Source organism: Dyella sp. 01L423 (assembly GCF_056399945.1).
On the sequence record NZ_JBFTSI010000005.1, the window covers coordinates 93882 to 111442 of the forward strand.

Annotated in this window: 14 protein-coding genes; 4 read left to right on the plus strand and 10 right to left on the minus strand. The window is 64.5% G+C overall.

Annotation, left to right across the window (positions count from 1 at the left end; all coding sequences use genetic code 11):
* Positions 1 to 18: 18 nt before the first annotated feature.
* The 3 genes from AC1DMY_RS14600 to AC1DMY_RS14610 are packed head-to-tail and all read right to left on the minus strand — an operon-like array spanning position 19 to position 1204.
* Positions 19 to 483 carry a DoxX family protein gene (locus tag AC1DMY_RS14600; RefSeq protein ID WP_477165660.1) on the minus strand — a complete coding sequence of 155 codons (465 nt, stop codon included), beginning with the start codon at positions 481 to 483 and terminating at the stop codon, positions 19 to 21.
* Positions 480 to 755: a BufA1 family periplasmic bufferin-type metallophore gene (locus AC1DMY_RS14605; protein ID WP_477165661.1), complete on the minus strand. Its 276-nt coding sequence runs from the start codon at positions 753 to 755 to the stop codon at positions 480 to 482. The genes AC1DMY_RS14600 and AC1DMY_RS14605 overlap by 4 nt, the downstream gene beginning before the upstream one ends.
* 35 nt (positions 756 to 790) lie before the next feature.
* Positions 791 to 1204 carry an organic hydroperoxide resistance protein gene (locus AC1DMY_RS14610; RefSeq protein ID WP_477165662.1) on the minus strand — a complete coding sequence of 138 codons (414 nt, stop codon included), beginning with the start codon at positions 1202 to 1204 and terminating at the stop codon, positions 791 to 793.
* Between the two features lie 303 nt (positions 1205 to 1507).
* On the opposite strand from AC1DMY_RS14610, the gene AC1DMY_RS14615 reads away from it, so the two are divergent.
* The 4 genes from AC1DMY_RS14615 to AC1DMY_RS14630 all read left to right on the plus strand — a co-directional run bounded on the left by AC1DMY_RS14615 (position 1508) and on the right by AC1DMY_RS14630 (position 7127).
* Entirely contained in the window at positions 1508 to 2050 is a 543-nt protein-coding gene (locus AC1DMY_RS14615) for a redoxin domain-containing protein (RefSeq protein WP_477165663.1), read from the plus strand.
* A 35-nt stretch (positions 2051 to 2085) separates the two neighbouring features.
* On the plus strand, positions 2086 to 2826 hold the full coding sequence (locus AC1DMY_RS14620) for a response regulator (protein WP_121882740.1): 741 nt from the start codon (positions 2086 to 2088) through the stop codon (positions 2824 to 2826).
* Positions 2823 to 4142 carry a sensor histidine kinase gene (locus tag AC1DMY_RS14625; protein ID WP_477165664.1) on the plus strand — a complete coding sequence of 440 codons (1320 nt, stop codon included), beginning with the start codon at positions 2823 to 2825 and terminating at the stop codon, positions 4140 to 4142. The genes AC1DMY_RS14620 and AC1DMY_RS14625 overlap by 4 nt, the downstream gene beginning before the upstream one ends.
* A gap of 240 nt (positions 4143 to 4382) precedes the next feature.
* Positions 4383 to 7127, plus strand: coding sequence for an ATP-binding protein (locus AC1DMY_RS14630; RefSeq protein WP_477165665.1), 2745 nt, complete (start codon positions 4383 to 4385; stop codon positions 7125 to 7127).
* Between the two features lie 97 nt (positions 7128 to 7224).
* Here the strand turns inward: AC1DMY_RS14630 and AC1DMY_RS14635 are convergent, their stop codons facing one another.
* From AC1DMY_RS14635 to AC1DMY_RS14665, 7 genes are all read right to left on the minus strand, one after another.
* Positions 7225 to 7692 (minus strand): hypothetical protein, encoded by a 468-nt coding sequence (locus AC1DMY_RS14635; RefSeq protein WP_477165666.1) that lies wholly within the window; start codon positions 7690 to 7692, stop codon positions 7225 to 7227.
* A 173-nt stretch (positions 7693 to 7865) separates the two neighbouring features.
* Positions 7866 to 9257 (minus strand): ATP-binding protein, encoded by a 1392-nt coding sequence (locus tag AC1DMY_RS14640; RefSeq protein ID WP_477165667.1) that lies wholly within the window; start codon positions 9255 to 9257, stop codon positions 7866 to 7868.
* Complete coding sequence (locus tag AC1DMY_RS14645) at positions 9254 to 9919, minus strand: response regulator (RefSeq protein WP_477165668.1); 666 nt, start codon at positions 9917 to 9919, stop codon at positions 9254 to 9256. Before AC1DMY_RS14645 ends, AC1DMY_RS14640 begins: the two co-directional genes overlap by 4 nt.
* 150 nt (positions 9920 to 10069) lie before the next feature.
* Positions 10070 to 10792 (minus strand): phosphatase PAP2 family protein, encoded by a 723-nt coding sequence (locus AC1DMY_RS14650; RefSeq protein WP_477165669.1) that lies wholly within the window; start codon positions 10790 to 10792, stop codon positions 10070 to 10072.
* 17 nt (positions 10793 to 10809) lie between these two features.
* Positions 10810 to 13074 carry a TonB-dependent receptor gene (locus AC1DMY_RS14655; RefSeq protein WP_477165670.1) on the minus strand — a complete coding sequence of 755 codons (2265 nt, stop codon included), beginning with the start codon at positions 13072 to 13074 and terminating at the stop codon, positions 10810 to 10812.
* Positions 13075 to 13265: 191 nt separating this feature from the next.
* Complete coding sequence (locus AC1DMY_RS14660; protein ID WP_477165671.1) at positions 13266 to 14867, minus strand: autotransporter family protein; 1602 nt, start codon at positions 14865 to 14867, stop codon at positions 13266 to 13268.
* Positions 14868 to 14912: 45 nt separating this feature from the next.
* Entirely contained in the window at positions 14913 to 17255 is a 2343-nt protein-coding gene (locus tag AC1DMY_RS14665) for an autotransporter outer membrane beta-barrel domain-containing protein (RefSeq protein ID WP_477165672.1), read from the minus strand.
* Between the last annotated feature and the right edge of the window lie 306 nt (positions 17256 to 17561).

The following is a 17561-nucleotide window of genomic DNA, read 5'->3' on the forward strand; positions in this document are numbered from 1 at the left end:
AGGTAGGGGTGGTGGTGATCAGTGCGGCGTGCGTCGCTGGCGCAAGAGCTGGTCGAGCGACCACTTGCCACCACCGCGCACCGCCAGCGGCAGCAGCAGCGCTGCCCAGCTCAGATGCGTCGGCCATGCGTCGGGGTAAACGAAGAGCTCGATCACGGTGGTCATGCCCAGCAGCGCCAGTGCGGAAATCCGCGTGGACAAGCCCAGCACCAGCAGCAGCGGGAACAGATGCTCCGCACCCGTCGCCAGGCGAGCGGCCCAGTCGGAGGGAATCAGCGGCAGGCGGTATTCCGAGGCGAACAAGTCGTACGTCGAGGGCTTGATCGAGAGGAAACCCTCGACCTTCGTTCGCCCCGACTGGAAGAACACCGCCGCGATGCCCAGACGCGCCACCAGCAACAGCAGTGCGTCGGGGAGGAGGCGCGTGGGTCGCGCTGCAGCCAGGGTCCCCGGCGACTGCGCGACGATCTGCGTGCTGATCACGACTTGGCCTCGAGGGTGCCATGCCCTTTGGGTGTCTTGATGGTGATGCAGGTGCCTTTGTCGACCAGCACCCAGGCGTTGCCCTGATAGTCGGCCTTGGAGGTGCCGGCGCAGCTGGTGCCGGGACCGGCTGCGCAATCGTTCTTGCCGGCGAGTGCGACGCCGTAGCACTTTTCCATGGGCTTCTTGGCGTCTTCGGCGTGCCCGCTCACCGCAAACGCGGCGAGGCTGAGGGCGAACGTGGCGGCGAGGGTGGCGCGTGTGCGATTCATCGGAGGATCTCCTCAAGTTCGATGGATGGGAGGGCTCAGACGAGCGCAATCACGACGTCGATATTTCCGCGCGTCGCCTTGGAGTACGGACAGGTCTGGTGGGCGGCGTCGATCAGCTGTTCAGCGGCGTCGCGGTCGAGGCCGGGCAGGGACACGTTGAGACGCGCCTGCAGCGCATAGCCGTCGCCGCCTTGCACGAGATCCACTTCAGTGGAAACGCTGGTGTCGGCCGGCAGGACAATCTTGTTGGCACGCGCGGCCAGACCCATCGCGCCGATGAAGCAGGCTGACCAGCCCGCGCCGAACAGCTGCTCCGGGTTGGTGCCGGCCTTGCCGGAACCCGGGGGCGACAGCTTGATGTCGAGCTGGCCGTCGCTGCTGCGCGACTGGCCATCGCGGCCGCCGGTGGTGGTGGTCTTGCCGGTGTAGAGAACGGTGCGGTCTGACATGGGAGGATCTCCTGGGTGTGGTTGGCGTTGGCTGTCGATCAGCCGGTGTGGCCATGAGACCGTCGCCGCGTATCCCCGATGTGTCGCACTCCCCGTCGAACAGCATCGAAATGTGTAAGGGCGCCCGCCCGATACATTCGGATACAAACCGGGTCGGGCCAGGCCCCGTGCGGGCTGGCGGGCCAGATACAAAGCGATACAAAAAGCCGGTGCCGGCGACATCTCTGATACAAAGCGGCCTGTTCTCATACACATCAACCTGGCGCGTGCGCCGTCCCTGATGTCCTTTGGAGAACCTCATCCATGAAACTTCTGCGCTATGCCCTTGCTGCCGCGGCCTTCGGCGCAGCCCTGGTCGCCGCCTGGCCTGGTGCGTCGAGCATCGCCAATGCACAGACACCGTCCACCCAAACGGTGGCGCCCGATTTCGCCGGTGCCAACCAATGGTTCAATTCGGCCCCGCTGACCATGCAGTCACTGCGCGGCAAGGTGGTGCTGGTGGAGTTCTGGACGCGCGAATGCATCAACTGCGTGCACGTGCTGCCGCATACCAAGGCGCTCTACGATCGCTACGCAGCCGACGGTCTGGTGGTGGTGGGCGTGCATACTCCGGAGTACGACGAGGAGCGCGACGCGCACGCCTTGAAGGACGCCATCGGCGCGCTCGACATCAAATATCCCGTGGCGATGGATAACGACTACCGGATCTGGAACGCCTGGGGCAATCGCTACTGGCCGGCGATCTACCTGATCGACCGCGACGGCCACGTGGTCTATCGCCACGTGGGCGAAGGCGACTACGATCGCACCGAGGAACGTATCCGCCAGCTGCTCGGCAAGGCGTAACGCAGGCGATACGTCGTCAGATCATGGGAGACAGCATGGAACACATCGACCAGGTCCTGGTCGTCGATGACGATCACGGCATCCGCACCGGCATCGTGGACTACCTGCGCAAGAACGGCCTGCGCGCGACGGGTGCCGCCGATGGCCGCGAGATGTTCGCGCAGCTGGACACCTCGGCGTTCGACCTGGTCGTGCTCGACATCATGATGCCCGGCGACGATGGCCTGGTGCTGTGCCGCACGCTGCGCGGCGGCAAGCACAAGCATGTGCCGGTCGTGCTGCTGACCGCGCGCGACGATGAAACCGATCGCATCATCGGTCTGGAGATGGGCGCGGACGATTACGTCACCAAGCCGTTCTCGCCGCGCGAACTGCTGGCGCGCATCAAGGCGGTGATCCGCCGCACGCGCATGCTGCCGCCCAATCTGCGCGTGACCGAGAGCAGCGACAGCATTGCGTTCGGGCGTTGGCGCCTGGACACCACGGCGCGCCATCTGCTCGACGAAAACGGCACGGTGGTGTCGCTGAGCGGTGCGGAATTCCGCCTGCTGCGCGTGTTTCTCGATCATCCGCAGCGGGTCCTTTCGCGCGACCAGTTGCTCAACCTCACCCAGGGCAGGGATGCGGAGCTGTTCGATCGTTCGATCGATCTGCTGGTGAGCCGCCTGCGCCAGCGCCTGCAGGACGGCGCCCGCGACCAGACCTATATCAAGACCGTGCGCAGCGAGGGCTATGTGTTCTCGATGCCGGTGATCCTCAACGGCCAAGAACCATGAGCGCCGAGCCGGTGGTCGAGCCGCGTCGCTGGCTGCCGCGCAGCATGGCGTCGCGGCTGTACCTGATCATCTTCGCCGGCCTGATGCTGGCGCAGGGCTTGTCGTTTGCGCTGCTCTACATGGAGCGCATGCAGAGCGCGACGGCGGTGATGTTCAATACACTGGAACACGATGTTGGTACGTCGGTGGCGGTGATTGATCGTCTGCCGGCATCGGAGCGTTCGCGCTGGCTTAGTCGGCTGGAGCGCGACAACTACTTCTACATCCTAGGTCCGGGCGAGCCAGGCAAGCAGCTCGCCACGCAGCGCTCCGCCTACGTGACGGACCTGATCGCCAAGGAGGTCGGGCCCGACTTCCACGTTTACGGCAATACGATTTCGAAGGTGCCGGAGCGGTACCAGGTCCACTTCACCTTGCATGACGGCTCACCACTGACACTGCAGGTCACGCCGTACATGAAGCCTGTCGCCAGCTGGCTGCCGGTCGTCTTCATCCTGCAGGTGGTCCTGCTGCTGATCTGCACCTGGCTGGCGGTACGGTTTGCCACGCGCCCGCTCAGCACGCTTGCCGCGGCGGCGGATGCGATGACGCCGACCGCCGACGGCCCCCGCATGTCGCAGCAAGGGCCGATCGAAGTGGCGCGTGCGGCCAAGGCATTCAACACCATGCAGGACCGCATCGCGCGCCATCTGCAGGAACGCCTGCATATCCTCGCTGCCATCTCGCATGATCTGCAGACGCCGATCACTCGCATGCGCCTGCGTGTGGAAGCGCTGGACGAGTCAGCGGAACAGCAACGCATCGTCGACGACCTGAAGGAACTCGAACACCTGGTGCGCGAAGGCGTGGCCTACGCGCGCAGTGCGCACGGCGGCTCGGAAACGCCGGTGCGGCTGGACCTGGGCGCGTTCGTGGAGAGCCTGGTGTTCGATTATCAGGATGTCGGGCGGCCGGTATCGATGACCGGGCAGGTTGCCGCCACCACCACGGTGCGCCCGCAGGCGCTGCGTCGCGTGCTGGCCAACCTGATCGATAACGCGATCAAGTACGGCAGTGCAGCGGAAGTCGCGGTGCAGGGCGAAGCATCGGGTGGCTTCAGCGTCACCGTCTCCGATCATGGCCCCGGCATTCCCGAGCACGAACTGGAGCAGGTGCTGCAGCCGTTTTATCGCCTGGAATCGTCACGCAATCGTGACACCGGCGGCGCAGGGCTGGGGCTGGCGATCGCTGCGCAGCTGATCGCTTCGATCGGCGGTCAGCTGCGGTTGTGCAATCGGGAAGGCGGTGGCCTTAAGGCCATCATCACCCTGCCGTGAGCGGCAGGTGTTGCGTGGAACGACGGGCTTTTTTGTCAGCGCCTACACGCTCCGCGCGATATGAGATTGGGCAAACCCTGAGCTCGGTGGCGGCCATGGGGCTTCACTAAGTTCTAAGCCCGCCGCGGTACGGCAGCTTTTCCTCCACAGGCCCGAGTGAAGTGTCCTATGCCCGAACCCGTCGTCGGCAGCACGCAGATGGAATTTGCGCCCTCAGGTCCCGGAAGCTTGGGGGCTGCCATGCGGGATCTTGACTGGTCGCAATCGCCGCTGGGTTTGTCCAATACCTGGTCTCCCAGTCTTCGCACCACGGTGGGCATGCTGCTGGCAGCGCAGGCGCAGATCGTGCTGTTCTGGGGGCCACAGTTCGTCGCGCTCTACAACGATGCGTATGCGCCCACCATCGGCGACAAGCACCCACGTGCACTGGGCCGCCCTGGTGCGGAGAATTGGGCGGAGCTGTGGGACGATCTCGAGCCTCTGCTGACGGGCGTGCGCACGACCGGCCGTACCTTTACGGCGAATGATCGGCCGTTCTATATCGAGCGTCATGGCTATGGCGAAACGGTGTACTTCGACGTGTCCTATTCGGCGGTGCCCGAGTCGGATGGTTCGGTTGGCGGCGTGCTGTGCATCGTCTCGGAAACCACCCGCCGCGTGGTGAGCGCGCGGCGGCAGGCATCCCTGCTCCAATTGGAAGACTCGCTGCGCAATATTGGCGATGCGAATGCCGCGAAGAGCGCGGCGGTGGAACTCCTGCAACGCGAACTGGCCGTGGAATCCGTTCGCTACGCGGACGCCGGCAGCGAGATCCTGGCTCCCGATCCGCGCCGGCTCGTTGTTCCCGTATCGCGCAACAACCTTGTGGTCGGCGCCTTCGACGTGACCTACCCGGCGTCGCATCGCTGGACCGACGACGACGCGCAGTTTGCGCGTTCGGTGGCGGAGCGTACGTGGTCGGCCTCCGAGCGCGCGCGCGCTGAAGCGCTACTGCGCGACTCCGAGGCGCGCCAACGCCAGGATGCCGACCGCGTGCAGTTGGCCTTGTCGGCGGGCGCGATCATTGGCACCTGGATGTGGGATCTGCCGCAGGATCGCCTCACGGTCGACGAAAAGTTCGCGGTCAGTTTTGGACTTGATCCCACGCTGGGACGCGTCGGGCTGAACCTCGCGCAAGTGCTTGCCACCGTCCACCCCGACGACCGGCCGCGCCTGGAACGGGCGATTGCAGAGGCGATCGAGCACGGTGGTCCGTATGCGCACCAATACCGCGTGCGCCGGGCAGACGGCAACTACTACTGGGTCGAAGCGAACGGTCGCGTCGACCAGGGCGGCGACGGCAAACCCGCTTCGTTTCCCGGCATCCTCATCGACTTGGAAGAGCGCCGCCATGCGGAACAGAAACTCGCGCTGAGCGAGGCGAAGTACCAGACGCTGTTCAATGAGATCGACGAGGGCTTCTGCGTCATCGAGCTCTTGGATGGTCCAGAGGGACCGCTGAGCGATTACGTGCACATCGAGGCCAACCCCGCTTACAGCGCAAATACCGGCATTCCCAGCATCGTCGGCAAGAAGGTGCGCGACATCCTGCCCGATGAAGCCGGTGCCTGGGTGAAGATCTATCGCCGTGTGCTGCTCACCGGCGAGGCTGTGCGCTTTGAGCGCGAGCTGGAGGCGACCGGCCGCTATCTCGAACTCGCCGCGTTCCGCATCGAGCCGCCTGAGCGTCGGCAAGTCGCCGTGCTGTTCAAGGACGTCAGCGCACGCAAACGTGCCGAAGACGAACTGCATCTGCTCAACCGCGAACTTGCCGAACGCGTCGCGCAGGCCGTGGCCCAGCGCGAAGCGGCGCTGGCGCACGTGCATGAGATGCAGAAGCTGGAAACCATCGGCCAGCTCACCGGCGGCGTGGCGCATGATTTCAACAATCTGCTCACGCCTATCGTGGGTGCGTTGGACATGGTGGCGCACATTCACGAGAACGACGAGCGAACCCGCCGCCTGACCGGTGCGGGCCTGCAGGCCGCCGAGCGGGCGCGCACCCTGGTACAGCGCCTGCTGGCCTTTGCGCGTCGCCAGCATCTGCAGGCGCGTCCGGTCAATGTGCGCCAGCTGGTGAACGGCATGGAGGATCTGCTCATCCGTTCGCTGGGGCCGCAGGTGCAGTTGAAGATCGAATGCGTGGCCGGGCTGCCGTTGGCCATCATGGATCCGAATCAGTTCGAGCTGGCGCTGTTGAATCTCGCCGTGAATGCACGCGACGCCATGGCCGATGGTGGCGCGCTCACGGTAAGCGTCGATCTGGATCACGTCGCGCAACACGCGAAACTCGCCGAGGGCCGCTATATCCGCGTGTCGGTATCCGATACGGGCGCAGGCATGGAAGAGGACACCCTCAAGCGCGCCGTCGAGCCGTTCTTCACCACCAAGGCGAAGGGGCAGGGCACGGGCCTGGGTTTGTCGATGGTGCATGGACTGGCTGCTCAATCGGGCGGCGATTTCGCGCTCGCCAGCTCGCCAGGGCGCGGAACCACGGCCACGTTGTGGCTGCCCGCGTCCACTCAGAGCGTGGATGAGCAGGCGTCGCCACCCGCGGTGGCCTCATTGCTGCGCCGAGGAGAGGGGGCGCGCGTGCTGCTCGTCGATGACGAGGAACTGGTGCGTTCCGGCACGGCCGACATGCTGATCGATGCGGGCTACGTCGTGCGCCAGGCGTCGTCAGGGCACGAAGCGCTGGCATTGTTGCGCGCAGGCCTGGATGTGGCCGTCCTGGTGACCGACTACGCGATGCCCGGCATGTCCGGCACGCAGCTGGCGAGCGAAGCCGTGCAACTGCGGCCGGCATTGCCGGTGTTGATGATCACCGGCTTCGCGTCGCTCAACGACGACACCGTCGCCGACCTGCCGCGCCTGTCCAAGCCGTTTCGTCAGCACGATATCGCCGATGTGCTGGCCGATCTGCTTGAAAAGAGGCAAGCGCGCTGAGCTGCGCCTGGCGTTGTTCGCGTCGCTCGCGCGGACGCAAGCAACAGAGCCCGGCGGGTGCCGGGCTCTCTTCGAACAACATGCATCCATCAGCGACTCAATAGCCGTCCTGGTAGCCCTGCTGATAGCCCTGCTGGTAGCCGTCAGCCGGTTGCTCATAGATGACCTGTCCTTGCGTCACCTGCGGCTGCTCGTACACCACGGTGGCGGGCTGGCGATAAACCACGGGCGCCTGCTGGTAATACGTCGGCGCGGGTTGATAGTAGGTGGGAGCCGGCGCCACCGCCTGCGTCACGATGCCGGCTACCGTCGCGGCAACGATGGCGCCCGCGATCCAGTTGCCTGCGTTGCCGTGACCGCCGTGATACCTGCCGTCCCGGTGCCAGTCGCCTCGATCGCGGCCCCAGCCGCCACGATCATGGTTCCAGTTGCCTCGATCATGGCCACCGCGATAACCATGGTCGTGCCCCCAGCCATCGCGCGCGGATGCAGCCATCGGCGCCACAGCGGTGGTCGCCACCGCCAGGCCAAGCACTACGCGTTGAGCAAGTGCGAACTTCTTCATGGCACACCTCCGTTGAACTGGAGTCGATGCTCGGGCTGCGGGGCTTAATGAGTACTGAAATTTCCTGCGATCCGAGTCGTGGCCGTGATTCGGTTGCCTGCCGTTGTGCTTATCGCTAGAAATTCGTCAAGCCACGCTTAGTGGGCGCTTAGCCGAGCTGTCAGGCGCGCTGCTCAAGGACACAGCAAAGGGATGGATACCCGCACGCGCAAGCCACGGCCAAACGGCGAGTCGAGCAGTTCGATGGTCGCTCGATGCAGGCTGGCGGCCCGAGCCACGATGGAAAGACCCAGACCGTAGCCTTCGCCGCGGCTGCCGGCTTCGCGATGGAAGCGGGCGAACACGGCATGGCGTCGCTCGAGCGGGATGCCGGGCCCGTTGTCGATCACTTCGAGCGTGGCTTCCTGCTGGTTCTGCACCACCGCAAGCTGGATGCGACCGCCGGCAGGCACGTAGCGCAGCGAGTTCTCCAGCAGATTGCGCAGCAAGGCCACCAGGGCCGGCGCATAGCCTTGAACGACCACACGGCTGCCCTGCAGCACGAAGCCCAGTTCCACGCCACGCCGCTGGAGGCCGGGTGTGAGTTCCTTGACCACGCCGCCGGCCAGATCGACCAAGTCCACCGCTTCAAACGGGCTGGACGCCGCACCGGCCTCGAGCTTGGCCAGCGCGAGCAGTTGCTCGATGCGGCGGCCGAGCGTGACGACGCTGCCATGCGCGCCGGCGAGGCTGTCCTGGATCTCGTCGGGATCGACGGTTTCCATGGCGCTCTCCAGGTTGAGCTGGATCGAGGCCAGCGGCGTGCGCAGTTCATGCGCCACATCGGCGCTGAAGCGGCGCTCGCGCTCCAGCGCGTCTTCCTGCCGGTCTAGCTGTTCGTTGAGTGCATTGAGTACCGGGCGAAGCTCGCGCGGTGCGTCGGGCAGCACGATGCGTGCGCGGCTGCCGGGTTCACGCGCGGATAGCGCCGTGGTCAGGCTGGCCAAGGGGCGCAGCCCGCGACCCACCGCCCAGCCGACGAGCAGGGCCAGTACGGGCAGCCCAAACAGGAATGGCAGGCCGTGATCCAGCCACAGCGTGTGCACGATGTCTTCGCGGCTGTCGTAACGGTCGGCGACGCGGATCACATAAGCGCTGTTCGGATCGACGTAGTTGAACACGCGCCACACGTGGTGCTGCTTCTTCAGGTCGTGATACGCCGAGCGATCATCCGGTGTCGCAGGCAAGGTCATCAGGTTGATCGTGCCAAGTACCAGCTTGCCCTGGCGGTCGAATACCTGGAAACCCACTTCCGACTCGTGCGTGGCCACTTCGCCTTGCGCCGCCAGCACGCTTTTCTTCTGCACCGGAACCAGCAGTCCCTCATGGCCTGCAAAGGTTTGCACGCCGGCTTGCTGGATCAACGTGGCAATCGTGTGCGCCGCCTCGGCCAGGCGCGCATCGGACAGCACCGCCATTTCGGAGCTGGTGCGGCGAAAGCTGTAGAAAGCCAGCGGCAGCAGAAACAGCAGCAACAGCGCGATGATCATCCAGCGCAGGCGGCCGCGCAGGCTGGTGGGTTTCACCGCGGGTCCCGGGGAATCATGTAACCGAAGGCGCGCACGTTCTGGATGGTGTCGAAGCTCAGCTTGCGGCGCAGCGAATGCACCAGCACATCGAGTGCGCCATCGGTCACCACGCGATCGCTCCCGTAGAGCGAACTCTCCAGTGTGTCGCGGCGAACGACGCGTCCGCTGCGCTCCATCAAGGTCTGCAGCAGCGACATCTCGCGCCGGGTCAGATCCACCCTGTCGCCGCGAAAGGTGACTTCCAGCGTGGCCAGGTCCAGGCACAGCGCGCCGGCTTCGATGCGATTGGCGGCCAGGCCTTGCATGCGGCGCGTGAGCGAACGGATGCGCGCACCCAGTTCATCGAGATGGAACGGCTTGGTGAGGTAATCGTCCGCGCCGGCATCGAGGCCATGCACGCGCGCCTGCACGGCATCGCGCGCAGTGAGGATGAGCACGGGCGTGCGTATGTCGTTGCGGCGCGCCTCGGTGAGGATGTCCAGGCCATCCTTGCCGGGCAGGCCAAGATCGAGCAACACCAGGTCGGCCGTCTGATCCTGCATGGCGCCAATCGCCTGCATACCATCGGTGATCCACGTCACCGTGTACGACAGACGCTCGAGCGCGCGCTGGATGGCCGCGCCCAGTTCCAGATCGTCTTCCACCAGGATGATGTGCATCGCATGCCTCTGCTACGAGAACGGCGGGTCGTGGGGCCCGCCGGGTCAGCGTTCGATTGTCTTTCCGTTTTGTTACCGTCCCGGGAAAAAGCTGCCCATCCCTGGGCAATCGCACCTGCCCGCGAGCCATGCGGAGCCCGCGGACCGGTACTAGGGGGCCTTGGAAGAGCTGGACACCAGGCCAGCCGCGCGCAATTCCTCGCGGGCGGCCGCGAGATCGTGCTGCAGGGCAGGCGATGCGAGCATGTCGGTGGCCAGCGCCTGGCCGAATTCGCGGCCGGCGTAGATGTCCTGCAGCGTGTGCACGCCCTTCACCACGCGGCGCCAGCCGATATCGCGGGCGTGCTGCATCAGCGCATCGGCATCCTGCGGAAACAGTTGCGCGAGCAGGATGGCGTCCACCGTGGCGCGGCTGGAGTGACCGCTGGGATAGCCGAAGCTCTTCTTCGCCAACTCCTCGGGATGCATCGCGCATTCCGACGCCGGCGGACAGGGGCGCACGCGCTTCCAGTGGTTCTTGGAAAGGTCCACGGCTTCCTTCGTCTCGTGCTCGGCTTCCTTGAACAGCGCGGCTACGTGAGGGAGTTTATCGGCGCGAAAGTCCGTGCCGATCACCGGGGCAAAGTCGAACGCATTGAACTTCTCTTCCTGCTTCGCCTGGGTGAAATCCGCCGAAGAGCGCGCGGCAAAGGCACGGTCGGTGGTGGCGCGGTCGGCCTGGTCTTCCGCGCTGCCCGGTGCACTGGGCGGGGGCAGGGCAGACATCACGGCATCGACCTGGGCGCTGCTGAGGTAAACGTCGGCATGCGAGTCCTTGGCAGCGGCCAGGGAAGGTGCGATCAACAGCAGCGCAATCATGGTGTGCTTGAACATGATGGTGGCCTCGTCCGTCACAGCGCCAGCGACACGGAAGCGAACCAGCTGCGGCCTGGCAGCACGTAGTACGAGCCCACGTTGCCGCTGACCGAGTTGATCACCAGGTTGTGCGCATCAAACAGGTTGTCCACCTGCAGGCGCAGCTTGTAGCTCTTGATCCACGAGCCGGTGACATTCTGGCCGTAACCCACGCTCATTGCCGCCTGCCAATAGCCGCCGGTGCCGATGGTCGAAGTCACCGAGGAGGCGACATCCGGATTGAAGCTGGAGTTGTACGCCTTCTGGCTGCCGGAATACTTGTCGTACAGCGAGGCGAAGAAGCCGTCGTTCTCATACATCACGCCCAGCGCGGCGGTGCGGTCCGGCACATTGGGGATATCGAGCTTGGAACCCTTGAACGTCGCGTCCTGCAGCGAACCATTGGCGAATACGCTGGTGCCACTGCCCACGTAATAGGTGAGCTCGCCTTCGATGCCCTTGATGTACGCGCCCTTGGCCAGGTAGTACACCGCATCGGTGGTGCCGGGCACGGTGGTGGAGAACTGGTAGTTCTTGAAGTTGATGAAGTACACATCGGCGTCGGCATTGAAGCGCTCGGTCTTGTAGACCGTGCCGAACTGGTAGTTCATGGTCTGCTCGGGCTTGGTGTTGTCGAGCGCCGGATCGGGTACGTAGAACTCGTTGAGGTTGGGCGTGAGCATGCCCTGCGCGGCGGTCGCGTAGATGCTCCAGTCATCGCGCAGCAGATAGTTCGCCGTGAGGTAGCCCAGCGTCTTGTCCCAGCTCTGGCTGTAGTACAGCGGCGTCTTGGTGGTCTGGTTGATCGGCGCCTCGATGTCGCGGCTCACGTTGAAATACTTCACGCCCGGCGTGATGCTCAGGCCGTCGTACGCGTACCACTCGTATTCGGCGTAGAGCTGGCCGGTGTGCAGCTGGTCCTTCATCGTGTACTTGTACGGACCGCTGTACACGCCCTTGCTGTTGAAGGTGCCAAAGGTCGACGCGCCCGGCTTCACATCGATGGCGCCGTCGCGGCCGTAATCGATGGCGATGCTGCTGCGATCGTTGTTGGTGTACTCGTACCAGCCGCCGGTGCGGAACTGGCCGTGGTCGTCGGCGTGTACCAGCTGGAACACGTCGCCCCAGGCACGGTAGTTGTTGATCTTCACGTAGCCGCCCATGTTGGTGGGCGATGCCTTGGTGCCCACATACGGGCTCTCGTGGCTGGTGTTGTCGTAGGCGTAGGTATAAACCTTGTTGTCCACCGACCAGGTGTCCGACAACAGGCTATGGATGCCCAGGTACTCCAGGTCCGTCTGCTTGGTCTGGAAGTTGTAGCAGGCGCAGTTGGTACTGGTGGGATCGTTGTTGAGGCCGAAGTTGCGGCCCAGCTGGTCGATCTGCTGCAGCGTCAGCGAGCTGAGGTTCGGGTTGTTGAACTTGATGTAGTTGTAGTTGCTGAGGAAGGTGATCTCGGTGTTGGTGCCGATCGGCTGCACATATTTGATGTAGCCCGTCTTGCGCGAAGTGTCGCCGTCGGTCTTGGCGGTGTCGGTGCTGATGTATTGCGCGCTGGCGATCAGCTTGCCGCCACCCAGGTCGTCGAGCTTGCCGGTGTTGACTTCCAGATGGGTCAGCGAGGTGTCGTAGCTGCCGAAACTCTGCGTCGGGATGAACGAGAAGGAATCGGTCGGGTCCTTCGAACTCAGCGCCACGGTGCCGCCGAACGTCGCCTCGCCGATCGTGCTGGCGCTGCCGGGGCCGCGATCCACCACCACCTGGCCGATCATCTTGGCCGGGAAGTAACTGCTGGTGTGGTGGCTGAAATCGTTGGTGTCGCCAAACGGGATCCCGTCGTAGGTGACGTTGTAAGAGTTGTCGTTGAAGCCGCGCAGCGTCATCTGCTTGGATTCGCCCAGGCCCGGGCCGGCCGTGCTGACATTGGTCACGCCCGGCGCAATCGCTGCAATCGCGGCATAGTCGGCGGTCGGCGCCACATGGTTGCTGATCCAGTCCAGCCCGATCACCGACTGCGGCTGCGTGATGTTGAGATCGGCCTGGGTCGGTGCCTGGGTGATGGCCGAGGTCGCGGAAGAGCCCTGCACTTCCACTTCTTCCAGTTCCTTCGGTGCCTTCAATGCACTGGCGCCGGGCTTGGGCGCCGATGCGTCCACCGGTGTGCTGGCTGCCGTCGCATCGGTATCGGCGGCACGCGCAGGCAAGCTCAGCGACAGGCTGGCGAGCAGGGCCAGCGCGACCGCGCTGGAAATAGGACGCAAGACAAGCTGCGACGCGTGATGGCGCCGACGGAAGGTGGAAGACATGGCGGCCCGAGTAGTGGCTGGAATCAGTGCACTAGCGTGGATTCGCCGTTTGACAGTTCTGTTTCACGAGGGTGATGCGCAGCCGCGGTTTGCTTAGCGTGGACTTAGATGGGCCGGGGCGGCCATGCCAGCACGATGGCCGGCGCTTACCAGTTAATGCGCATGCCCAGGTTTCCGTTGACAGCCTTCACGCCTTCGTTGAAACCCTTGTCATAGCTGATCGTGGCATACAGCGACGCACTCGTGCTCAGCTGCGCGCTCAGCCCCGTACCCAGCTCCCACCAGCTGCCGCCCAGATCCGAATGGAACGGGATATTGCCGGTCTGCGACGAGAACAGGGTGACCGCATCCGACTTGAACTCATGCCAGAGGTTGGCGAAGAACCAACCCGACAGCAGGCGAGGCTTGCTCGTTGGGTTCCACTCCCATGTGCGCGAGGCCCGGCCGCCCAGGCGCGCGGCGAGTGAATCGGCGTCGCGGAACTGCACGTGCGCCGAGCTATCGTTCGCACTGTCCAGATGCAGCGACTGGTAGATCACCTGGCTCTGCGGTTCGAGTGACCAGCCGCTGGCGAAGGTGAACGGGTAGCCGCCCTCCAGCGACAGCGTCGTGCCAAATCCATGGGTGGAAAGGCTCTGCTGCTCGCTCGACGACTTGGCGTCGTACCAGGTGCCTTGAACGACGCCGTCGAGATACCAGTCCTTCGCGCCGAAGCGAGTCCAATAGCCGCCGATGGAATACGAGTCGAAGCGGTCGTTGCCCGCTGAGGTGTCGTCGTAGTTGGTCACGCCGCCATGGCCGTGGCCGACCGACGAGAGCACGCCGGCAAAGTCACGTGTGCCGCCGTCGTTTGCATTGCGATAAAGATCCAGCCCGGCTTGCACCGCGACCATGTTGTCGTCGAACGAAGGACCATCGCGATAGATGCCGCCGCTCTTCGCATCCCATTGGCCATCTTGACCGATCACCCGCGCCCACACACCGCTGGCGCCGAAGCCATCGCCCGACAGATCGCGCAGCTGCTCTTGTTCGCCCACGCGCTCGTGCAAGGTACCTATCAAGGACCTGCCATAGTTGAGCGCCATGGAGGGCAGTGCGGTGTACAGCGATACTTCCGGCCGGTAGTACGCCACATAAGGTCGCGACGCTGCCGGCGTACCCGGTGCAGGCATGGCGATGCCCAGCGCATCGAGCACCTCGGCGGGAGGATTGGGATCTTCCGAGCGCAGGAACCAGGACCCGGGCGCGAAGGCATCGCGCGAGCCCTGGAACAAGGCGTACCGATAAGGGCCTGCCTCAAGCGGCGTGCCGAGCGTGAAGGTGTCGGGGGCGAGGACGGCCACCCCGGCGTTGGCGTTGCCGACCACCAGGATGCCGTTGCCCGGCGTTGCAGCTCCCAAACCCCCGGCGTTGGTGATATTGAGCACGGTATGGCCGCTGGCCGTGATGATGATCACCAGATCGGCCGCGGAAGGATCGTCGCCGAGTACGGCGTTCATCGCAATGCGCGAATTGCCCTGTCCGACCAGATTGTAGGCAAACAGGGCATTGCCCACGCCGGCGCCACCCAGCTGAATCAGGTTGTTGTTGTTCAGTGTGCCGTTGATCTGAAAGATTCCCTTGCTGCCGCCGTGGAACAACGGAAGCGCATCGGCGACGGCGATCGTGCCGTTGTTGTTCACCGGGCCGTAGGAACCCCCGAAGTTGCCGATCCTGCCGTAGCCGCCCAAGGTGGCCCCGCTTGCCACGTTCACTGCGCCAAGTGCAGTGCCGCCAATGGCCGCGCTGCTTCGTTACGCATCGCCCACTACCAGCGTGCCTGCATTGACCGACGTCGTGCCGGTATAGGTATTGAGCGCGGTCAGCACCGTGGTGCCGCTGCCGTTCTGCTGCAATCTCCCGATCGGATCGGGCGTGGTCTGGGTCCAGTCGCTGATCACGCCGTTGAACGTCACCGTGTCCGAGCGGTTGAAGATCAGCGTGCCGCCATCCTGCACGTCGCCCACGATGCTGCCGGTGGTACCGCCGTTGCCCAATTGCAGCGCGCCGTTGGCGATCACCGTGCCGCCCGTATAGGTGTTGTTGCTCGTCAGGATCGTGGTGCCGACGCCGAGCTGCTTGACGCTGCCGGCGCCGGAGATCACGCCGGGAATGCTCACCGTGTCCGAACGATCGACGATCAGGCGCCCGTTGTTCACCACGCCACCGACGATGCTGCCGGTGGTGCCGCTATTGCCAAGCTGCAGCACACCCGCCTGTATCGTGGTGCCACCGGTATAGACGTTGTTGCCAGTGAGCATGGTGGTGCCCGTGCCTTGCTGGATCACCGCGCCGCTGCCAGAGATCGCTCCCGCGAACGTTGACGCATCGCTTCGATTGAAGACCAGCGAGCCGTTGTTTGTCACATCACCCATGACGCTGCCACTCGCGCCGCCATTGCCCAGCTGCAGTGTTCCCGCACTGATCGTGGTGCCACCGGCATAGGTGTTGTTGGCCGTGAACACCGTGGTGCCGGTGCCTTGTTGCGTCACCGATCCGTTGCCGGAAATCGTGCCCGCGAAAGTCGACACATCGCTGCGGTTCAATACCAGCGCGCCGTTGTCAGTCACGTCACCGACGATGCTGCCCGTGCTGCCGCCATCGCCTAGCTGCAACGCGCCACCGCTGATGATGGTGCCGCCGGTGTAGCTGTTGGCGCCGGTGAGCGTCATGCTGCCGGCGCCGGTTTTTACCAGGCCGCCGCTTCCGGTGATCACGCCGCCAAACGAGGTGGACGTGCCCAGGCCCCCGGTGTTGAGCGTTCCCGCACCCAAGTTCACCGCACCCGCGCCCGCGAGGCTGCCGATAGTCTGATTGGCGTTACCCAGATCCAGCGTGGCACCACTGTTGACGGTGAACGCGCTGCTGGGTGAGAGAAGGTCGGGGCCGCCGGCTTGCAATGTTCCACCAGCGACGGTGGTTGGACCCGTATACGCGCCGGCACCCGACAGCACCAGCGTGCCACTGCCCACCTGCATCACCGCACCGCTGCCCTGGATGGGCGCGGCGATATTGAGATTGTTCGGGCTGGCAAAGACGAGCGCGCCGTTATCGTTGATCTGCCCACCGATGGTCAGCGCAGGTGCGCTGAAAGTCGCTGTCGTACCCGCGTCAAGCGATAGATTGGTCAGCGCATAACTGGCACCGGATAGCGTGACATTCGCGCTGTTGCGCAACGCCACCAGCTGCCAGTTGGGAATGGCATTGGCAAACGCGCTGGAACTAAAACCATCGAACACCAGCGTGTTATTGCTGCCGCCCACGCCGGCGTCGATCGAGCCCGTAGTGGTGGAACCTGCTTCCAGGATCACGGTGTTGTTGGACTGTCCCGCGCCAAACAGGATGGCGCCGCGGCTTCCGCTGAGCGTGCCTGCATTGATCAGCGTGATGCCGTTCGCATTGGGACCATTGCCGTAGAAACCATAGGCGTTGTCGCTGCTCACGCTGGCGCCGGCTTCATTGGTGAAGGTGCCTGGGCCCGCCATCTCCACGCCGTTGCCGGCGATCGCCACCGTGTTGCCGCTGGCGATGGTGGCGTACGCACCGTGGGCCGCCACGATGCCGTAGTTGAGGATGGTGCTGGCTACCACGCTGTCCGAACGGATGCCGGCGGAGGATGACCGCGCGCTCGTGCCGGAGATGGAGCCGAAGGTGTCAATCCTGCCGCGGTTGATCAGCACGTTGCCCGCCGTGCGATTGGCGGTGCGCGCAAACATGCCGACCGAGTTGCCGCCCGTGGTTTTCACCGTGCCGTCGTTTTCCAGCGTATTGCCGAAACCCGCCGTGGTGCTCGATGCATTGTTGGGATCACCTGCCCACATGCCGTACGCATTGATGAAGGTGGTGCTGATGCTGCCGCCATTCGTCACCGAGCTGTTGTTGCTCACCTGGATGGCGGCGCCGGTGGTGGCGATGGCTGCGCCCGGATTGACCATCACCTTGGCGCCGTTGCCCGGTATGACCAGGGTGCCACTGCCTACCGTGATCGCATTGATGCTGCTGGTATAGGGATTGGGCGCACTCGTGTCGCACACGACGGTCACGCCATCGGCTTGCAGCGCGCAGTTGGCGAATGCTGGCGCTGACAGTGCGGTCATCAGGCAGGTGGCGAGCAGCCTGACCGGGAGGTGTGGCGAGGAATGTCGGCAGGTGCCGCTGTGGCAGCGCTTGACCCGATGATGCGAACGTCCTTGTGAGCCTCTGTGCATATCCCGTCCCGTTGCATACAAGGGCCGCCGGGGAGCTTGAGTAGCACCGCCGGGGTGACCTGATGGTGAAGCGCAGCGCATGTTAGCGCGTCCTGCCGCGATGTAGGCGAACCCTTTGTCCCGGCTTGTGGACCAGGCGCTCGATGCCGTGAGGAGCTCTCCTTGCACGGCCTCGCCAGCAGTGCGTGCCTCTCA